Below are 18,862 nucleotides of genomic sequence, written 5' to 3'. Positions count from 1 at the left end.
ATACGAGTGCTCAAGGGAACGGCAAAGTTCACGAGAGACAATCGGGTTGTGGCGCAGCTTGGTAGCGCACTTGACTGGGGGTCAAGGGGTCGCAGGTTCAAATCCTGTCAACCCGACAGATAAAGCTCCGGCTACTAGGGTAAAACCTAGTGGCCGGAGCTTTTTTGTTGCCTGAAGAGCGGGGCTAGCTGGTGAAGCTGCCCTGTGGATATCGCTTACCGGGCGTCATAGTCGCGTCACGGCTCCACCGTTTTCGGAGAGGCGCGGACGCCCGCACCCCGGGTTTTCCTGGAAAATACGGGGTAGGTGCGGTTACATGGTTATCCACAGGCTGCCCCTGCCTGTACTGGTCAGCCCTGGTTTTTCTAGCCTAGTGGCATGACTCAGCTAGAAGAACTCAACCAGAAACTGCTCACCTGCCAGCAGCTCACCGCCCGTTACCCTAACCGTTACCAGTTTGAGGCCGCAATAGCGCGGGGGCTCTACCGGCGGGTAGCACGCGGTTTTTACCTGCATCGCACCGACTGGGATAGTCTCACGCCGGAAGAAGTCTATCTTGCCCGGGTACTGGCCCTGGCGGCGTCCTACCCCGGAATTATCTTCTCCCACCAGACAGCCGCCCTGCTCCACGGGCTACCCCTAGAAAACCTGCCCGAGACGGTACATGTCTACTGCTACCACCGTACCCGCGCCAAAGACTACACCGTGCACCACGGGGAGCTGCACCTGCCTACCGATACCACCGTGCTCGCCCCGGGCATCCGCATCACCAGCCTGGAGAGAACCCTAGCTGACCTGGCAGAAAAGCCGAGCGCGCAACGTTACCGCATCAAACTATAAAAATGTTGTGAACTCGCTAGAGGAAAAGCTCAACTGATGACTCTGAGGGGAACTTGCGTGCTGGAATGTGAGGTTCTGTGGGTTTCATACGGTAGGTGTGGCTATGGCAGTAGAAACTGTTGCAGATGTAAGCAAGTCCACGGCGTTAGGGTAGGTGTGTTTCTAACTGAAATGGAACATGTTGACTAGGTGTGAAAATATACTTTTGACTAGGTTATATATAAAAATTTCACTCGGTTTGCACTCGTGAGATGTAGACAGGCTCCCTTAGGTTATTTTTGACCTTTACAGACGCCCTCTCGCACGGTTTGTTTTCATGAGTTTTGTGTGTGAATTAGTGGTAATTTAGGAGGTAGAAAAGTGCAAATAGCACACAAAACCAACCGCGGAACACGCCTCCGCAGCGAAGGAACCCATCCTCATGTGGCAGCAGGTCTACGACCCACTGAACAACCAGGCACTCTCAGCCCTCGTGGCGGCAGTGCCGATCCTCGTCTTCCTCCTAGGGCTCACCGTCCTGAAAATGAAGGGTTTGCACGCAGCCCTCGTATCCCTGGCCTCAGCCGTGGCACTGGCCGTCCTCGTGTTCGGTATGCCCTTTGCCTCCTCCCTCTCAGCCATCGGCTACGGCTTCCTCTCCGGCATGTGGCCCATCGGCTGGATTGTGCTCATGGCCGTCTGGCTCTACCGCATCACCGTCCGCGCCGGTAACTTCGAAGTGATCCGCGGTTCGGTCTCAGCGATTTCTGCTGACCAGCGCATCCAGGTTCTTCTGATTGCCTTCTGCTTCGGTGGCTTCCTCGAAGGTGCCGCGGGTTTCGGTATTCCGATTGCTATCTGTGCCGCCCTGCTGGTAACCCTCGGTTTCGAACCCGTCAAGGCATGTCTCCTGGCTCTGGTCTCCAACGTTGCCTCCGGTGCCTACGGCGCTATCGGCATCCCTGTCCTCACCGGCTCCACTGTCTCCGGTGTGCCCCAGGCTGAACTGAACTCCATGATGGTCTGGGTCCTGCAGATCATCACCATCTTCACCCCCGTTCTGCTGGTCATGATGCTGGACGGCATCCGCGGCCTCAAAGAGACCGGTCTGGTTGCCCTGGGCCTAGGCGTGGTTGTCTCCGCTGCCCAGGCAGGCGTCCTGCTGGCTATCGGCCCCGAACTCGTAGACATCATCCCCTTCCTGCTTGGCCTGATTCTGCTGGCCGTCACCATGATGAAGTGGCAGCCCGCCCACATCTACCGCGAACCCGGCGCTCCCTCCCTCGAAGAACTTAAGAAGAGCCCCAGCGCCTTCACCTTCTCCGGCGTCGTCAAGGCATGGAGCCCCTTCATCATTCTGTCCATCATGATTCTGCTCTGGTCGACCCCCCTCATTAAGGCCCTGGTTAAGGCTGAGACCGAAACCAGTGCAGCGGGTGCCCTGAACTGGACCACCATCCCCGTCCAGATGCCCGCCCTGCACGGCCAGATTTCCCAGGTCGCCCCCATCGTGGCAGAAGAAACCGCCATGAAGGCAGTCTGGAACTGGACCCTCTTCGGCGCATCAGGTACCGCTATCCTCTTCGCCGCCCTCATCACTATCGCCATCTCTAACATCAGCTGGAAGGCCGCCTTTGAAGAACTCGGCGGCGCCTGGAAGCAGCTCTGGCAGCCCATTCTGCTCATCTGCCTGGTCATGGCTGTTGCTAACGTGATGAACTTCGGCGGTATGTCCTCAGCCCTGGCTCTGGCCCTGGCAGCTGTCGGTTCCATCTTCCCGCTCTTCTCGCCCATCATCGGCTGGATTGGCGTGTTCGTCACCGGCTCCGTGGTCAACAACAACACCCTCTTCGCCGGCCTGCAGGCCACCACCGCAAGCCAGATTGGCGCCAACTCCGGCCTGCTGGTTGCAGCTAACACTGCCGGCGGTGTGATGGCTAAGGTCGTTTCACCCCAGTCCATCGCGATTGCGGCGGCATCGGTGAACATGTCTGGCCAGGAATCAAAGATCACCAACGCAGCTATCAAGTACTCGCTGGCCCTGTTGGTTATCCTCTGTGTCTGGGTCTACGTACTCTCGCTGATTATGCCTGCCTAAGGCTGGCGACAGCCCTCGGCGCTGATATATCAGGACGCCCGCCCCACCACCCTGCCACCGGGCAGGGGAGCTGGGGCGGGCGTCCTTTTCTTGCCCCGGCAAAGTGAAGGCCAACTCGCCTGACTACCTGGTCTAAATACCCGCTGAAAGAAAGTAAACTGTTGGTATGAGCATCACACCCGTAAAAAACCTATTGAATGACCAGCTGCCCAGCTTCATCAAGCAGGGCTACCTCTTTATGTCGCACCAGCGCCGCAAGGCCGGGGTCTCCGCAGAGTCGCACTGCCCCGTCACCTTCTCCGCTCTGGGTGGCACCGCAACCCTGATTCGTGGCGAAGAAGCCGTGGACTTCTTCTACGACGAGTCCAAGATTAGCCGCGGAGGCGCCATGCCCGCAGCAATCCAGGGGCCCCTCTTTGGCGAAGGTGCCGTTCACACCCTCGACGGTGAAGCCCACAAGGTTCGTAAGGCCAAGATGGCTGAAATGGCTTACGCCGACGAGCGCGTTGAGGCTTTTAAGGGCTTCGTTGAAGAAGAAATGAAGGCCCTTATTGAACGCTGGAAGACCAACCCCGGTAACATCTACGACGATGTTGCTGTAGCCTACGGCCGCGCCGCCTTCCGCTGGGCCGGGGTGCCCGCGTCCGACCGCGAGCTCAACAAGCGCGCCACCCAGATGAGCCACCTGCTCGACACCTTCGGTGAGCTTAAGCAGAACGTGCTCTCCTGGATTGACCGTAAGAAGCTGGACGCCTGGGCCGAAGAGCTCATCGAAAAGGTCCGCTCCGGCGAACTGACCGTCGAACCCGACTCGGTAGTGCGCCACATGGCTGACCTGCGCGACGAAAAGGGTGAGCTGGTCACTGCCAAGCTGGCCGGTATTGAGCTGCAGAACCTTACCCGCCCCACCGTGGCTGTCTCCCGCTTCGCCGCTTTCGCAGCCGTCGCTATGGTCGAGAACCCCGAGTGGGCTGCTAAGGTCAAGAAGGCAGTGGAGGACGCCGATGGCCGCCTAGTCAACATCCCTGAAGCCGTTGCATTCGCCCAGGAAACCCGCCGCAAGTACCCCTTCGTTCCCATGCTCCCCGCCATGGTCAAGGAAGATACCGAGCTTTCGGGCTGCCCAATTCAGAAGGGCCAGCGCGTGCTGCTGGACATTCTGGGCACCAACACCTCACCCCAGCTCTGGAAGAACGCCACCAGCTTCGACCCCCAGCGCTTCCTCGACCAGCCCGACTACGAAGCTATCAAGGGCTTCATCCCCCAAGGTGGCGGCGATGTGCTCACCGGTCACCGTTGCCCCGGCGAGAAAATCGCGGTGGCTGCGCTGTCCTCCACCATCGCAGCGCTCTCAGCAGATAATGTCACTATCTCTGAAGACGCTGAAGACACCACCTTCAGCATGACCCAGCTGCTGACCCGCCCCAAGACCGGCGTACGCGTCACCGTCAGCTAGGGCAGGCGTCCGCCCCGCTCGGTAGAGAATACATCAGCCAGGTCCCGGCTCCCCACCCGCACGGTGGGAAGAAGCCGGGGTCTAGCTATTTTAAGGACGCTCCCGCTCGCCTTTCGCTGCTCACTGCGGGTTTGACGCCACAAGACCAAGAAATCGTCGAGGGCGCCCTGCACTAGGTGGTAGGTTTCGGGGTCAAGCCCCTGCGCTTTGGTGCGCATGAGCTGGATGAAGGGAACAATGTTCTGGCCAATAGCTAGCAGGCTGGTGTAGCCTTCATCCATGGCTAGGCCAAAACAAATATCCACCACCTGCTGCACCTCTTCGGGAGAGTGGCGCTCTAGCCAGGCCCTGGTGACCGTCTCAACCCGGTCGCTGGCGGGCGTGGGGTGCTCGGCCAGCATGAAGTGCCCCCGAGCATCAGCATGCCAGTTAAAAATGGAATGCTGAACCAGGCCGAAAAAGCTGCTGGCTACCACCTGCGGGCTGCCCTGCTTGAACATCAGGCGGCCCACGATGCTATCGACCGGGATGTACTCCACCGTTTTACCCAGGGTACGCCGGTAGCCGGGGTGGTTGAGAAAGTCGGGAACAAAGCCCGGGGAGTCAAAGGTAATCAGCTCGTCAATACGATTCTGGGCCTGCTCGCTCTGCATGCTGGCTGCGTGTACCGCCAGGTGCCCGCCCTTAGAATGGCCGGTGACATACAGGGGCGTCTTCGGCGCCCGGGCCAGGGCACGTGAGAGGTAATCAACCGCCAGTGCCTGGGCTGGGATCTGCTGCCGGGCAGCCAGATGAAAATCCTCTTTCCAGCCGGTCAGCGTATCGTCGGTGCCGCGAAAAATAACCTGTTTGAGCACCCCGGGGAGCACCAGGGTGAGAGCCGCAAACTGAACCTGCTCGGCGTCGTCCTGCCGCGCCTCATAACTGTAGAACTTGAGCCCGGCAAAGCGGGCGGACGCAGCCACCAGCCTGAGTAGCTGCAGCCGCTGGGCGGTAGCCAAGAACCAGTTAGCACGCAGCTCGCTGTCGCTGTAGAACTCCTGGTAAATCTGCGCCACACCTAGCCCGTAGGCAAACCCGGCATGGTGCTCTGCAATCACATCAAGGGGGAGGTAGGCCAGCTCATTGAGCAAGCAGAGGTCAACGTGGGTGAGCGGACGCTCCTGCGGAGTGTCGTGCAGATGTTTTTGGGCGTAAGCGAGTAGGTTCATAGGCTCACTACAGTTGGTTCAAATCTATCTTGCCCATGCTCAGCCGCAGCGCTCGGCGTCCGCAACCTGCGAAAGCACCGACCAAGCCCCATCAATCCCCGCCTGATCCTGATAGAGCAGGGTTATAGAAACACTCGGGTCAAAGGTGAAGTCATGGAAGGTGCCCGCATCAATAGCGGTGAAGGTTTCGCCGCCCATCGTAAAGGTGGTCATCTGCACCGCCTCGGGTTCGAGATATGAGCCCTCACCGTGGCGGGTTAGGCTCAGGCGCTCGCCGCCGAGTAGCTGCATCCAGGTGTTGGTGGCTTCTTCGCACTTGCCGTGAGCTGCGTTGCCAAACATGAAGCAGGGCGTGAAGAAAGGCAGGTCGCTGGGAGTTTCTTCAAGGAAGAGCTGCCAGGTGAAGCCGTAGCGGTCGCGCACCCAGGCAAAAAGCGGAGCGAAGGGGTAGGCCTGCAGGGGCATGAGCTCCCCGCCCTCACCGATAGCGCTATGGGCGTGGCGCAGGGCCTGCTCGGCCTGCTCTAGGTTGCCGAACCGGTCGGGGCTAAAACGCAGGAAACCCGAGATGGATGGGTTGGGGGAGTAGGTGGCGTCCGCTCCCAGCAGGAGCAGGTCGGTGCCGTCTATGCTGAGGGTGCTCATACCGGGAGCCGGGGCGGACGCAGTCAGCGGCAGGGCTTGTGCATAGTAGGTGGCAGCCTCGGCGGCATCACCGTTAATCCAGACGCAGGCGGTGGGAGCTGAGGCGGGAGGGAAAGTGGAAGTCATAGCTCCTATCTTCGCACAGGGGAGTGAATAGATGCCTGCGGAGATGAAGCGCCAGTGACTCATCATAAATAGGTTATAAAAATATAACTTAATTGCCCTGGTGGCCTTGTCTTGTTTTGGCCTACCTCATTATTATATTTAGGCACCCAAACTTATTTATAAGGTAGCCCTAAGTAAAACGTAATGGGCTGCTGGTGCTCTCCCTACACACCACCTCATCAAGGACGACTGACGTGAAGCCACTACTTGCTACAACCGCTCTCACTACGGCGCTCATTATGGGCGGAGCCGCAGCTCCCACCGCCAGTGCCACACCCACTGCTACTGACCTACCCGCCACCTTTGCTAGCGTTGATAGCCTGCCAGCCTCGGAAGAAAACCGCCTGGTAGCAGGTAGCGCCAACTGGAACTACGTCAATAGCTGGCGGAGCTATCTGGGGGCTAGCTCAGAAAACTTTCTCGACGGCGCAGGTCTAGTAGCCGGTACTAAAGACATCGAATGGCAAGCAAAACCCGGCCAAACCTTTGACCCCGAGAACCCCGGCAAACTCCATTTCACCGGCCACGTGCACTGGAGCAAATACGACGGCTACCTCGATGTACATTTCAAAAACCTGACTATTGATTTCGCCACAAAACAACTTCTTGTCGATGCCTCAACCGCTAACACCATGGCAGGCACAGGCCCCGCAAACGCAACCCAAGAAGCCATCGCAGACCTCCCCGATTTAGCCTGGGAAATTCGCGGCAATACTCTGCTGGTCTACTCACATACCCCGGTGATTACCCAGCTCTCAGAACGCATCGTCGGCTTCTACTCCGGCGATAAAGGTGCGCCTTTTGTCGCCACCTTTGAAATCTATACCGGCGACCCCCAGGCGCCTGAGCGTCCTCTCCCTATCTTCTGGAAGCTGTTTCCCGACCGCTACGAGGACCCCTTCTACCGTCCGCCCCTGATTGATCCTGATGAAGAAACCTTCGAAGTTAATGTTCCTGACCCCACCCTGCGAAGCTGCATCTTCTCAACCCTGGGTATCCCCGAAGAAACGGCTATCGTCAACAAGGTACTGCAGCAGCTCCAGACGGTACCCTGCATTGGCTACAACGTACCTGAAGACCAGAAAATCAAAGATTTGACCGGCCTTGAGCATGCCCGTAACCTCAGCTGGTTGCGCATTCCCTATCACGCGGTAGAAGACCTTTCCCCTCTATCCGGTCTTACCAAGCTGCACAGCATCGATATTTCGCATAATCAGGTAAGGTCTTTGGCCCCTTTAGCCAAGGTGACTTCTTTACAAAGCATCACCGCTGACAACAACAAAATCAGGACTATTGACTCTCTCACAGAGCTAACTGATTTGCAGACTCTCTCGGTGAATAATAACCGTCTCACCAGTCTGAAAGGCCTGCCCTACCATATCTACACTGTGCGGGCAGATAACAACCGCGTGAGCGATATGAGCGGAACCTCTTTCTCAACTACTCCCTATCTGCGCACGCTGTCCCTGCGCCATAACCGAATTACGTCGGTCGACCCCCTCACTACCCTAGAAACCATTGAAAGCGTTGATCTTCGCAACAACTTCATTGGCGACCCTTGCCCTATGAAAGTCTGGGAAGAAAATACCAGCCTGACCAGCCTGCGGCTCCAGTACAACCTCTTTGATGACTGGAGCTGCCTGAGCGGAATTAGTCGAACCGATGTGGCAGACCCCGCCTGGGGCGAAATCAATGAGACTAACCCCGAAAAGCTAGAAGACCTTCTTGCCCAGGACGCAGCCGAGGACGCCCTAGACGCTGAAGAGCCTCTACCCGAAGAGTCTCCAAATCCCAGCGACGAGATTGACGAAACACCCATTGCTCAACCGGTTCCTGACCCCGTAACAACACCAGAGCCAGCTCCCGAAACAACCGAAACCCCTGCACCCGAAGCAACCCAGGAGCCCAGCCCTGAGGTGGCGCGCGACCCTGAGCCATCAGCCTCAGCTACTCTTGCTGCTCCGGCACCTGCCCCTAGCACTTCGGCTAGCTCTAGGGCTGAGCAGCAAGCAGCCCAGACTCGACCCTCCCACGGGGGCACAGGGGCTACGGCGAATACCACTGCCGCACCTCAGATTGTAGGTTCTGCAGAACAAGCTACAAGCAGTGCAAAGATACAGGCACACCAAGAACAAACAAAGCCTTCAACAGGTCAGCTTGCCTCCACCGGCGTCGCCCCGGGCCTGGCAGCTATAGGGCTGTGTGCCCTGCTACTGGTGATTGGAGGCGGAACCACCGTCGTACGTTCTCGTCGCTCCTCATAAAATTCAGTTTGATAAGCTATGAGCCCCGTAGCCTATGTGCGGGGCTCATAGGTTCTAGCTGGACACGGGGTGAAGCCTACGCAGGTTAGCTCTCGGCAGCTCCTATACAGATAAAGAAGCAGTTCAGTAAACTTTAAGAACGGTCACCAGAACTATCTCAGCTTGACCTACTGCACCAACTAGAGGGCCTGATACATGAATACACTGCTTCAACGTACAGAAAATGTACGCACCTCAACGCTTCAGCGCATAGGTCTAGAAAATCTGAGTGAATTTGAGCAGTTCTTCACGCCCATTGCGGTAGCGGAAATTATGGCAGACCTGGTAGACGTCTCACCATTAGCAGAGAAAAAAGAAATCAGAATTCTTGATCCCGGTGCAGGTATTGGCGTATTGGCCATTGCAGTAGGTCAACGTATTCGAGAAGCTTTACCCCAGATGCCTATCCACGTTGTAGCTATCGAAAAAGACCCTTCGCTGTTAGCAACTCTCGAAGCCGCTCTTGCTGATGCTGAGGCTCACCTGGGAGATTTCACCTACACCGTCCAGCAGCAAGATTTTGTGTATTGGGCGTACCAGGACCTAATGAGCTCGGGAGACCCACAGGAGCAGGACTTTGACGTGGTCATCATGAATCCCCCTTATGCGAAGATAGCTGCGTCAAGCGCTGAAGCAAAGCATCTGAGAGTGCATGATGTAAATGTTCCTAACTTGTATGCTGCATTTGTTGCCCTTGGCGCACAGATGCTTTCACCTGATGGGCAGCTTATCGCTATTACTCCCCGCTCATGGATGAACGGTCCCTATTTTCAACAGTATCGAGAGCTTCTGCATCGTACCTGTTCACTTACCCATATCCATACCTTTAAATCCCGGAAAGAAGTATTTAAAGACACCGGAGTACTTCAAGAATCGGTCATCACTAAGTTTGAGAATAAGCTGCCAACCGAACACGTGCTGATTAGCAGCTCAGTAGCGCAAGGGCAGGAAACCAAGACCCGAACCGTTGCTAGAGAAGCAGTTGAGTCGCAGGGAGTAATCTTCGTTCCTGCCCGTCAAGAAGATGAAGAGATTATCGCTTGGATGGCACGGGCTACTCATCACCTCAGCGATATTGGACTGCAAGTGTCAACTGGAAAAGTTGTTGACTTTAGGAATAAAGATAAACTTCAACTCAAGCCGAATAAACTAACCGTTCCCTTGGTGTATCCAGCGCATTTTACAGCAGGAAATCTGCAGCACCCGAAAGCAGATCTGAAGAAACCTCAGTATTACCAAACAACAGCAGAAGATAAAAACACTGTTGCTCCTGGTACTTTCGTGCTGGTTAAACGTTTTAGCGCTAAAGAAGAAAAACGTAGAGTTACAGCAGCGATCTGGTCGTCGAAAGAGATGGCTGCTTTTGATAATAAGACAAATTACTTTCACAGTCAGGGGGAGGGGCTTTCGCAGGATCTAGCTCTAGGGCTAACACTGTGGCTGAACTCAAGCTACGTCGATAGATACTTTCGTATTTTCTCTGGCCATACTCAGGTGAACGCTACCGATTTACGGATGATGCCCTACCCTTCGACACAGCAACTAAGAGATATAGCGCGCACCGGGCTTGACCCCGATGCAGCTGTATACGAAGTGCTAGGCAACAAGGACAAAGTGCATGCCGCAGCTTAACGACGCACAAAAACTTCTCACTACGCTAGGGTTTGATAGGCAGCGCACTAACGTAATGGCCGCAAGAACCCTTCTAGCTTTAGCCCAGCTTAATTTTGAGCAAGACTGGGCCGAAGCAAGCAACCCTCGCATGGGTGTCCGCTCGATTATGGACTGGATGCGGCAGGAGCTAGATTTTCAGGTTGCTGAAAATACGCGAGAAACTATTAGACGATTTGTGCTGAAGCAGTTCGTTGAAGCGGGGTTTTGTCTACATAATGATGATGACCCTGAAAGACCCACAAATTCATCAAAAAATGTTTACCGTCTTTCTGATGAAGCGCTCGCAGTCGTCCGCTCCTACCAGGGCGATAGCAGTGGAAAAATAATAGAAAAATATCTAAAGTCCAAGGTCGTTCTTACCGATAAGTACGCTAAAGCTAGAGAGCGGTCGAGATTTAGAGGCTTATTCAAAAGTAGACACGCACCCCACACCCACCAACTAGACAACGACCCCACCCGCGGCAAAAATATGAGCGTTAAATCTCTACAAATAACCTCAAGCCATACCGGACAAGACCGTTGCCACACCAGCGTACAACCGGCCTCACAGCCACGCAATTCGCCACACTACACACAGCCCTCACCCATCACCTCACCTGGTCAAAACCAGGCGGAAGACCACCAGCGCTAACCCTCACCCAAGCCCTCAAAATCACCCTGCTCTACCACCGCCACAACCTCACCGAAGAACTCCTCGCAGAACTTTTTGCTGTCTCTCAATCGACAGTCTCACGAGCTATCAACACCATCGAAAAGGCCCTGGAGAAGATTCTCACTCCGCTGACTCAGCCTTTGAAAGAAAGCCTCAAAGCACCCGGGTCCTTAGTAGTTGACGGGACTCTGATACCCACGTGGAATTGGCGTTCACTTGGTAAAACAAATTTCTCTGGAAAGCACAAACGAGCCGGATTCAACCACCAAGTCATTTGCACCTTGGATGGAAAGTTGCTGGCTATCACAGACCCGGTGCCCGGGGCCAGGCATGATGCTTACGCCTTCAAACATCATGGCTTGGAAAGATATCTTGATGAGAGCACTGTGGCTGATAAGGGCTATATCGGGTTGGGGTTGGCTACCCCGGCCAGGCGCAAGCCGGGTCAGCGGCTGAGTCGGGAGCAGAGGCGGAATAATCGGGTGCTGAATCGGCTGCGGTCGGTGGTGGAGCGGGTTATCGCTCACATCAAGACTTGGCGGATTCTTCATACGGGGTTTAGGCGGCCGTTGGGGTTGTATGGGCGGGTGTTTGCGGTGGTGCGGGGGTTGGTGTTTTTGGCTGCGGGTGGGACTTTTGAATAAGCCTCTTAGCATAACTCTGCCGCAAGGGGAAAAGGTCTCGTTAAAGCGAGGCGGGCAAAACCAGCTGATTGAAAAGATCATCACAGACTTTTGCCCTCAGTTCATTCCTGACGCTCAGGTTCTCTATATCGGCGATGCTGATAGTAAGGAAGGCACATACGATAGGGAACGGCTTCGTGAGCTAGGTATCGAACTCCCGGAACATGGAAAAATGCCGGATCTTATCGTGTATCAGCCCGATAAACATTGGCTGTTTCTTATAGAGGCATGCTCAACGCACGGCCCTGTCGACCATTGGCGTTATTCAGAGCTCGAATCTCTATTTTCACAGACTTCTGCGGGGCTGGTATATGTTTCTTGTTTCCCAGACCGCGCAACGCTTCGGAGGTTTATTGCTGATTTGGCGTGGGAGACCGAAGCCTGGATTGCTGAAGAGCCAACTCACATGATGCATTTGAACGGTTCACGATTCATGGGTCCTTATAACTGATGTTCTAGAAGCTTGCTTGGCCATTGAATCTGGCTCCCCGCATACGGAGTTTCAGTTTCGCCGCGTGCCGTCCTCGCTCCACAGGCCTGAGATGCCGCGGCGGTGGGAGGTCACCAGGTGCGTATCGAGCACCCCGATAGCCTCCATCATGGCGTAGGCACTGGTGGGGCCGATGAACTTGAAGCCCAGCTTCTTCAAGGTTTTAGAGAGTAGTAGGGAGTTCTCATCCTGCGTGGGTATATCGGAGAGGACGGCCGGGGTGGGGGTATGCTCGGGCTGGAAAGACCAGATGAGGGCTGGCAAACCGGCTTCAACCTGCTGGCCTGCTGCCAGCGTCCGCGCGCCTAGGTCGATAGTGGTTCCGCCGGGAGCTACTAGCTGACCAGCCGATCGTAGAGCAAGTGTGGCCTGGGCGTTGCCGATAGCAGCCCGGATCTTGCCACGGTGGCGAATAATGCGGGCGTCCGCAGCTAGCCGCTCCACGTCGTCCTCGGTGAAAGCCGCAACCTTCTCAACCTCAAAGCCCTCAAAGAGCTCGCGGAAGGCCTCGCGCTTGGTCAAGATAGTGCGCCAGGAGAGCCCGGCCTGAAAACCTTCGAGGCAGAGGCGCTCAAAGACTCCCTGCTCGTCGGTGACGGGCACACCCCACTCGGTATCGTAATAGGCCTGCATATCACCATCGTCTGCGGCCCAGACCGGGCGCGCTAGCCCGTCGGTACCTACCCGGGTATCGGTCATTAGAAGAGCCGTCCTTCAACCTCGGCGCTGGGCTCTTCGAGGGTCAGCAGAAACTCTTTACGTTCCAGCCCGCCCGCGTAGCCGGTGAGCTTGCCGTCTGAGGCTACCACCCGGTGGCAGGGGATAAAAATGGTGACCTTATTACGGCCCACGGCCTGGCCAACCGCCTGAGCCGGGGCACCCGGCCCCACAATCTTGGAAATAGCCCCGTAGGTGGTGGTGTAGCCGTAGGGAATCTCGCGCAGGGCCGCCCACACCGCCAGCTGAAAATCGGTGCCGTCAGGAGCAATCGGCAGCTCAAAAACGGTCCGTTTCCCGGCAAAGTATTCCAGCAGCTGGGCCTGGGCGTCGGTCAGCACCTCGCAGTCGCTCACCTCAATGCGGTGCCCCAGCTCTTCCTGCTTGGGGAAGTGGGCCTGGCCGGTAAACCAGGCACCGGTGAGGGCCTGCCCGTCGGAGGCCAAGATCATTTCACCCAGCGGGGTAAGGGTATGGGCGTGGTAGGTCATGTATTTAGTCTAGTTTGGCGGCATATAAATAGCCCTGCACCTCACCGATAGGTGACGATGCAGGGCTATTGTTTCAGCGCAAGACAGCTATCCTAGCGCTAGATTGCGACTTAGCCGGGTGCTTAGTCCTGTTCGACGTCCTCATCGACCCAGTCCAGGGTCTTAGAGACAGCCTTCTTCCACAGGCGGTACTGGCGCTCGACCTCGTCCTTGTCCATCTGGGGTTCCCAGCGCTTGTCTTCGGACCAGTTGTCGATGACGTCCTGCTCGCCGTCCCAGAAGCCGACGGCGATACCTGCGGCGTAGGCGGCGCCCAGGGCGGTGGTTTCAATGACCTTGGGGCGGATGACGGGTACGCCCAGCAGGTCAGCCTGGAACTGCATGAGGAACTCATTGGCGGTCATACCGCCGTCAACGCGCAGTTCCTCCAGGGAAACCTTGGTGCCGGCTGCCTCGGCGTCGGCATTCATGGCATCCAGTACTTCGCGGGTCTGGAAGGCGGTTGCTTCGAGAGCAGCGCGGACGATGTGGGCGCGGTTGACGTAGCGGGTCAGGCCAACGATGACGCCGCGGGCATCTGACTTCCAGTGGGGAGCGAAGAGGCCGGAGAAGGCGGGGACGACGTAGGCGCCACCGGAGTTCTCAACGCTGGTGGCCAGTTCTTCTGACTCGGCGGCGTTGTCGATCATCTTGAGGTTGTCGCGCAGCCACTGGATCAGGGAGCCGGAGACAGCTACGGAGCCTTCGAGGGCGTAGACGGGGTCGGCGTCGCCCAGCTTGTAGGCCACGGTGGTGAGCAGGCCGTTTTCTGAGATAACGGGCTTGTTGCCGGTGTTCATGAGCATGAAGTTACCGGTGCCGTAGGTGTTCTTGGCCATGCCCTTTTCGAAGCAGGCCTGGCCGAAGGTGGCTGCCTGCTGGTCGCCCAGAATACCTGAGATGGGGGTGCCGTTGAGCAGGCCCTTGGAGCGGCCGTGACCGTAGACTTCGGAGGAGGACTTGATCTCGGGCAGCATGCTCATGGGAATACCCATGTCGGCTGCGATGGATTCGTCCCATTCCAGGGTCTTGATATTCATCAGCAGGGTACGGGAAGCGTTGGTGACGTCGGTGACGTGCACACCGCCCTCAACACCGCCGGTCAGGTTCCAAAGGACCCAGGTGTCGGTGTTACCGAAGAGCAGGTCGCCTGCTTCTGCCTTCTCGCGGGCACCTTCGACGTTGTCGAGGATCCACTTGATCTTGGGGCCTGAGAAGTAGGTGGCCAGGTTGAGGCCAACGATGTCGTGGTACTTGCCGGGGCCTTCTTCGCCGCCGAGCTCGTCACAGATTTTCTGGGTGCGGGTATCCTGCCAAACAATGGCGTTGTAGACAGGCTTACCGGTGTTCTTGTCCCAGACGACGGCGGTTTCACGCTGGTTGGTGATGCCGACGGCTGCGATTTCGTGGTGGTTGACCTCTGCCTTGGTCAGGGCTTCACCCACGGACTGACGCACGTTTTCCCAGATTTCCATGGGGTCGTGCTCAACCCAGCCGGCCTTGGGGAAGATCTGCTCGTGTTCGTGCTGGCCGACGCTCTTGATTTCACCGGACTTGGTGAAGAGAATGGCTCGGGAGCTGGTGGTGCCCTGGTCGATGGAGAGCACGTACTTCTTACGCTCGGGGAGCTGTGACATGGTTTTTCTCTTTTCGTGTGCGCGCCGTCTTTGGCGCGGTAAGGGGTTGTCTTTAGTTTAGGGCGCGGACGCCGGTGGCCGGCTTAGACCAGCAGAGCGGGGACGAGGATTGCGGCTGCGGAGGCACCGATGAGGGGGCCAACAACGGGAACCCAGGCGTAGGCCCAGTCAGAGGAGCCCTTGCCCTTGATGGGCATGAGGGCGTGGGCGATGCGGGGGCCGAGGTCGCGGGCGGGGTTGATGGCGTAACCGGTGGGGGTACCCAGAGAAAGACCGATAGCGACAACGATGAAGGCTACAGCCAGGGGGCCCAGACCCGAGGGGGTGCTGCCGGAGGCCAGTACGAAGCCAACCAGAACGAAGGTGCCGAAGGCTTCGGTCAGGGTGTTCCAGCCGTAGGAGCGAATGGCGGGACCGGTGGAGAAGATACCCTTGGTGGTTCCGGGCTCAGCTTCGTCAAAGTGCTTCTTGTACACCAGGTAGGCACCCCAGGCACCCAGGAAGGCGCCAATCATCTGGGCGGCTACATAAACGAAGAAGTTACCAACGGTGGGGGCGATACCGGGGGCAAAGTCACCACCGGAAATCAAAAGACCCAGGGTAACAGCGGGGTTGAGGTGAGCACCTGAAGGGGCAGACATATAAACGGCCGCGAAAACCGCAAAACCCCAACCAAAGGCGATGGTTAGCCAGTCGGTGTTCTTAGCGGCTGACTTGGGCAGGGTAACTGCGGCACACACACCAGCACCCAGCAGAATTAGAATGCCGGTACCGATAACTTCAGAAACAAAAGCGCCGAGCAGGGTCGCATTGCCGTCTGCTGAGATAAGGGCGCTTGCCTGGACGCTAGCTTCAGCGCCAGCTACCAGTAGTGAGCTCATCGTTGACCTCGTATTTTCTGTGCGGGCCGGGTGCCCGAAACGGGCACCCGGCGGTTGTTAGTGATTAATGATGTTTTAGTGGAGAGTAGTGACAGGACGTCGGGGAGCCACGTGGGTTGCCCCGAGAACCTCAGCCGCGGCGTCCGCGTCCTCGGTATGGGTTTCAGCTGCGGCGATAGCCTCAACCCGCTCGGCGTAGATTGCCTTTTCGCGGGCTACGGTGGCTTCGTCCCAGCCAAGTTCAGCGGCCATAATCTCAAGGATTTCGTCGGCGGCTGACAGGCCGCGGTCGGTAGCCTCAAGGTCCAGGCGGACGCGGCGTACCAGCACGTCCTCCAGGTGCAGGGCACCTTCGGCTCGCACCGCCATGACCACATCGGCCCGCAGGAACTGGGGCGCCTGGGCCAGGGGAGTACCCAGGGCGGGGTCTTCCTGAATCAGGGAGATCACATCGGCCAGCTCAGCGCCGTAGCGCTCCAGCAGGTGCTCCACCCGGTCAGTATCCCAGCCGTTCTCGGCGGCCAGCGCGTCAGCCCGGGCAGCTAGAGCCTCAAAACCTTCAGCACCGACCAACTTGATGCTCTCGGTAACAGAGGGCAAATCCTTGGCGCGGTCGCCCAGGGCGAAGTCCACGGCGTCCTCGGCCATCACTCGGTAGGTGGTCAGCTTACCACCGGCGATAGCGCTCATGCCCGGGGCAATCTCCATGACGGTGTGCTCACGCGAGACCTTGGTGGAGGCGGCATTCTCGCCCTTCTTAGCGACCGGCTGCAGCAGGGGGCGCAGGCCAGCGTAGGAGCTAATAATATCGGCCTCGGTGAGCTCATCGGCAATCAGCTTATTAGCCTGGTCGAGCACGTAGCGGATATCTGCCTTGGTGGCGACGGGGCGCTCGCGGTCCTCGGTGTAGGGGGTGTCGGTGGTGCCGATGATCCAGTAGCGCTGCCAGGGGATGATGAAGAGCACGGACTTTTCGGTCTTGGTGAAGATACCGCTGGTGGCCTTGATGCGGTCGCGGGGCACGGTGATGTGCACACCCTTGGAAGCCAGCACCTTCAGGCCCTGGTCCTTAGTGGCCATGGACTCTGATTCTTCGGTCCACACGCCGGTTGCGTTGATGATGTGGGTGGCCTTGACGGTCTTTTCGTCGCCGGTTTCTAGGTCAACAATCTGGGCGCCGATTACCCGCCCGGCGGCGTCCTTGTTGATAGCGGTGACCTGGGTGCGAGAAGCTGCCAGGGCCCCGTAGCCTGCGGCGGTACGGACCAGGTCGATGACTAGGCGGGCGTCATCAACTCGGGCGTCGTAGAACTGGATAGCGCCGGTGAAGGCGGAGTCCTTGATACCGGGGAAGACCTTCTTGGTACCTTCCTTGGTGAAGTGGCGCTGGGCGGGGACGGTACGGTGGCCGCCTGCCCCGGCGAAGGCCATGGTGTCGTACATTCCGATACCCACAGCGGAGTAGGCGCGTTCGATAACGGGCATCTTGAGGGGCCAGAGGAAGGGCTGGGCCTTGACCAGGTGGGGGGCGGTGCGCTCAAGGAGCAGGCCGCGCTCCTTGAGGGCTTCGGCTACCAGCTTGAAGTCCAGGTTGTAGAGGTAGCGCAGGCCGCCGTGCACGAGCTTGGAGGACCAGGCGCTGGTGCCTGCTGCCCAGTCGCCTGCCTCGACAATGGCGGTGCGCAGGCCTCGGGTGGCGGCGTCCAGGGCGATGCCAGCGCCGGTGACACCGCCGCCGATGATGAGGACGTCTACGCCCGCTGCATCGGTCATAGCGGCTAGGGCCTGGGTGCGGGTTTCTGCTGAGAGGTGGGACTGGGTGGTGAAGGTGGCAGTCATGGGGATCTTCCTTGCGACGGGTTGCCTGGTTAATGTCTTGCTAACTATTTCAACCGTGCGCACAAATAACTGCCAGCTCTGTGAACAAATGTTCAGTTAGAATCGCACTATGATGAACAGAAGTCAGAATCAGGTCGTTGAGGCTGCCCAGCTTTACTACGGGGAGCATTTGACGATGTCAACTATCGCTGCACGCTTGGGGGTCTCCCGCCCTACCGTCTCTCGCCTGCTCAAAACTGCACGTGAAACCGGGGTTGTGACGATTCACCTTAATGAAAAGGCATATAATTCTGACCCGCTCGAAAAGCGCCTGTCTGACCTCTATCGGGTGCGGGTGACGGTGGTGCGCGCCCCCGAACACGCTACAGAACAAGCTCGCATGAGGAGGGTGGCAATAGCCACAGCAAATCTTGTGGACTCCCTCATGGTGCCCGGCACGACACTAGGTGTTGCCTGGGGCTCAACCGTAACCGAGGTGGCCCAGTTCCTGCCTAAACGCCCGCTGACCGGGGTGACGGTGGTTCAGCTCAACGGGGCGGGCAACGCTGTGCAGACGGGGATTCCCTACTCGGGTGCGATTCTGGGGCAAGTGTCTTCTGCTTACGGGGCGCAGATGGTGCATTTCCCGGTGCCTGCCTTCTTTGATTTTGCCGATACCAAGGCGGCCATGTGGCGGGAGCGGTCGATTCGCGGTGTGCTGGCGGTGCAGCGTAGCGCCGATGTCGCCCTGTTTGGTGTGGGTGCTTTTGGTGGGGAGCTCAAGTCGCATGTTTATAGCGGAGGCTATTTCAATGCGGAGCAGATGCGGGAGTTGCAGGGGCAGGGCATCGTGGGGGATATGTGCACGGTGCTACTGCGGGAGGATGGCACCTGGGCTGATTTGGCGCTGAATCAGCGGGCGACGGGCCCTACCCCTGCGGAGCTGGTGAAGATAGGACGACGGGTGTGCGCGGCTGCTGGCCGTCACCGCGCTGTTGCCCTGCGCGCCGCCCTAGTCACCGGCGCCATCACCGACCTAGTGGTGGATGCGGACCTAGCGGAGAGACTGCTCTAGGGATTTGC

General features: G+C 57.8%; 16 protein-coding genes and 1 tRNA gene. 10 read left to right on the top strand and 7 right to left on the bottom strand.

Features of this window, described 5'->3' with window-relative positions:
- Nucleotides 1-42: 42 nt before the first annotated feature.
- The 4 genes from ACEE43_RS04795 to ACEE43_RS04780 all read left to right on the top strand — a co-directional run bounded on the left by ACEE43_RS04795 (nt 43) and on the right by ACEE43_RS04780 (nt 4,373).
- A tRNA-Pro gene (locus tag ACEE43_RS04795) sits at nt 43-116 on the top strand.
- A 262-nt stretch (nt 117-378) separates the two neighbouring features.
- On the top strand, nt 379-840 hold the full coding sequence (locus tag ACEE43_RS04790; protein ID WP_449108311.1) for a hypothetical protein: 462 nt from the start codon (nt 379-381) through the stop codon (nt 838-840).
- Between the two features lie 421 nt (nt 841-1,261).
- A complete protein-coding gene (locus ACEE43_RS04785) occupies nt 1,262-2,917 on the top strand; it encodes an L-lactate permease (protein ID WP_449108312.1) in 1,656 nt (551 codons plus the stop codon).
- Between the two features lie 166 nt (nt 2,918-3,083).
- Nucleotides 3,084-4,373 (top strand): cytochrome P450, encoded by a 1,290-nt coding sequence (locus ACEE43_RS04780; protein ID WP_185173193.1) that lies wholly within the window; start codon nt 3,084-3,086, stop codon nt 4,371-4,373.
- On the opposite strand, the gene ACEE43_RS04775 is transcribed toward ACEE43_RS04780, so the two are convergent.
- A complete protein-coding gene (locus ACEE43_RS04775; RefSeq protein ID WP_449108313.1) occupies nt 4,370-5,584 on the bottom strand; it encodes an Mbeg1-like protein in 1,215 nt (404 codons plus the stop codon). The two genes, ACEE43_RS04780 and ACEE43_RS04775, sit on opposite strands and share 4 nt — an antisense overlap.
- Before the next feature lie 39 nt (nt 5,585-5,623).
- Nucleotides 5,624-6,355, bottom strand: a complete 732-nt coding sequence (locus tag ACEE43_RS04770; protein WP_449108314.1) for a VOC family protein — start codon at nt 6,353-6,355, stop codon at nt 5,624-5,626.
- A 233-nt stretch (nt 6,356-6,588) separates the two neighbouring features.
- Between ACEE43_RS04770 and ACEE43_RS04765 the strand changes: the two genes are divergently transcribed.
- The 5 genes from ACEE43_RS04765 to ACEE43_RS04745 all read left to right on the top strand — a co-directional run bounded on the left by ACEE43_RS04765 (nt 6,589) and on the right by ACEE43_RS04745 (nt 12,157).
- The gene (locus ACEE43_RS04765) at nt 6,589-8,658 is read left to right on the top strand and encodes a leucine-rich repeat domain-containing protein (protein WP_449108315.1); all 2,070 of its coding nucleotides are present in this window, start codon (nt 6,589-6,591) and stop codon (nt 8,656-8,658) included.
- Nucleotides 8,659-8,853: 195 nt separating this feature from the next.
- The gene (locus ACEE43_RS04760) at nt 8,854-10,329 is read left to right on the top strand and encodes an Eco57I restriction-modification methylase domain-containing protein (protein ID WP_449108316.1); all 1,476 of its coding nucleotides are present in this window, start codon (nt 8,854-8,856) and stop codon (nt 10,327-10,329) included.
- Nucleotides 10,316-11,002 carry a hypothetical protein gene (locus ACEE43_RS04755; RefSeq protein ID WP_449122300.1) on the top strand — a complete coding sequence of 229 codons (687 nt, stop codon included), beginning with the start codon at nt 10,316-10,318 and terminating at the stop codon, nt 11,000-11,002. Before ACEE43_RS04760 ends, ACEE43_RS04755 begins: the two co-directional genes overlap by 14 nt.
- On the top strand, nt 10,891-11,667 hold the full coding sequence (locus tag ACEE43_RS04750; RefSeq protein ID WP_449122291.1) for a transposase family protein: 777 nt from the start codon (nt 10,891-10,893) through the stop codon (nt 11,665-11,667). The genes ACEE43_RS04755 and ACEE43_RS04750 overlap by 112 nt, the downstream gene beginning before the upstream one ends.
- The gene (locus ACEE43_RS04745) at nt 11,660-12,157 is read left to right on the top strand and encodes a BsuBI/PstI family type II restriction endonuclease (RefSeq protein WP_449122299.1); all 498 of its coding nucleotides are present in this window, start codon (nt 11,660-11,662) and stop codon (nt 12,155-12,157) included. Before ACEE43_RS04750 ends, ACEE43_RS04745 begins: the two co-directional genes overlap by 8 nt.
- Before the next feature lie 51 nt (nt 12,158-12,208).
- On the opposite strand, the gene ACEE43_RS04740 is transcribed toward ACEE43_RS04745, so the two are convergent.
- The 5 genes from ACEE43_RS04740 to ACEE43_RS04720 form a co-directional block, all read right to left on the bottom strand.
- Complete coding sequence (locus tag ACEE43_RS04740; protein ID WP_449107299.1) at nt 12,209-12,895, bottom strand: DNA-3-methyladenine glycosylase I; 687 nt, start codon at nt 12,893-12,895, stop codon at nt 12,209-12,211.
- Entirely contained in the window at nt 12,895-13,404 is a 510-nt protein-coding gene (locus ACEE43_RS04735) for a methylated-DNA--[protein]-cysteine S-methyltransferase (RefSeq protein WP_449107300.1), read from the bottom strand. Before ACEE43_RS04735 ends, ACEE43_RS04740 begins: the two co-directional genes overlap by 1 nt.
- A 122-nt stretch (nt 13,405-13,526) precedes the next feature.
- Nucleotides 13,527-15,080, bottom strand: coding sequence for a glycerol kinase GlpK (gene glpK, locus ACEE43_RS04730; protein ID WP_237195254.1), 1,554 nt, complete (start codon nt 15,078-15,080; stop codon nt 13,527-13,529).
- A gap of 83 nt (nt 15,081-15,163) precedes the next feature.
- A complete protein-coding gene (locus tag ACEE43_RS04725; RefSeq protein WP_237195255.1) occupies nt 15,164-15,961 on the bottom strand; it encodes an MIP/aquaporin family protein in 798 nt (265 codons plus the stop codon).
- 75 nt (nt 15,962-16,036) lie between these two features.
- Nucleotides 16,037-17,800, bottom strand: a complete 1,764-nt coding sequence (locus ACEE43_RS04720; protein ID WP_449107301.1) for an FAD-dependent oxidoreductase — start codon at nt 17,798-17,800, stop codon at nt 16,037-16,039.
- A 109-nt stretch (nt 17,801-17,909) separates the two neighbouring features.
- Between ACEE43_RS04720 and ACEE43_RS04715 the strand changes: the two genes are divergently transcribed.
- Entirely contained in the window at nt 17,910-18,854 is a 945-nt protein-coding gene (locus ACEE43_RS04715) for a sugar-binding transcriptional regulator (RefSeq protein ID WP_237211960.1), read from the top strand.
- The last annotated feature ends 8 nt before the right edge of the window (nt 18,855-18,862 follow it).

The organism is Rothia sp. 11254D007BW (genome assembly GCF_053548195.1).
This window is presented reverse-complemented; position numbering and strand designations above follow the sequence as displayed.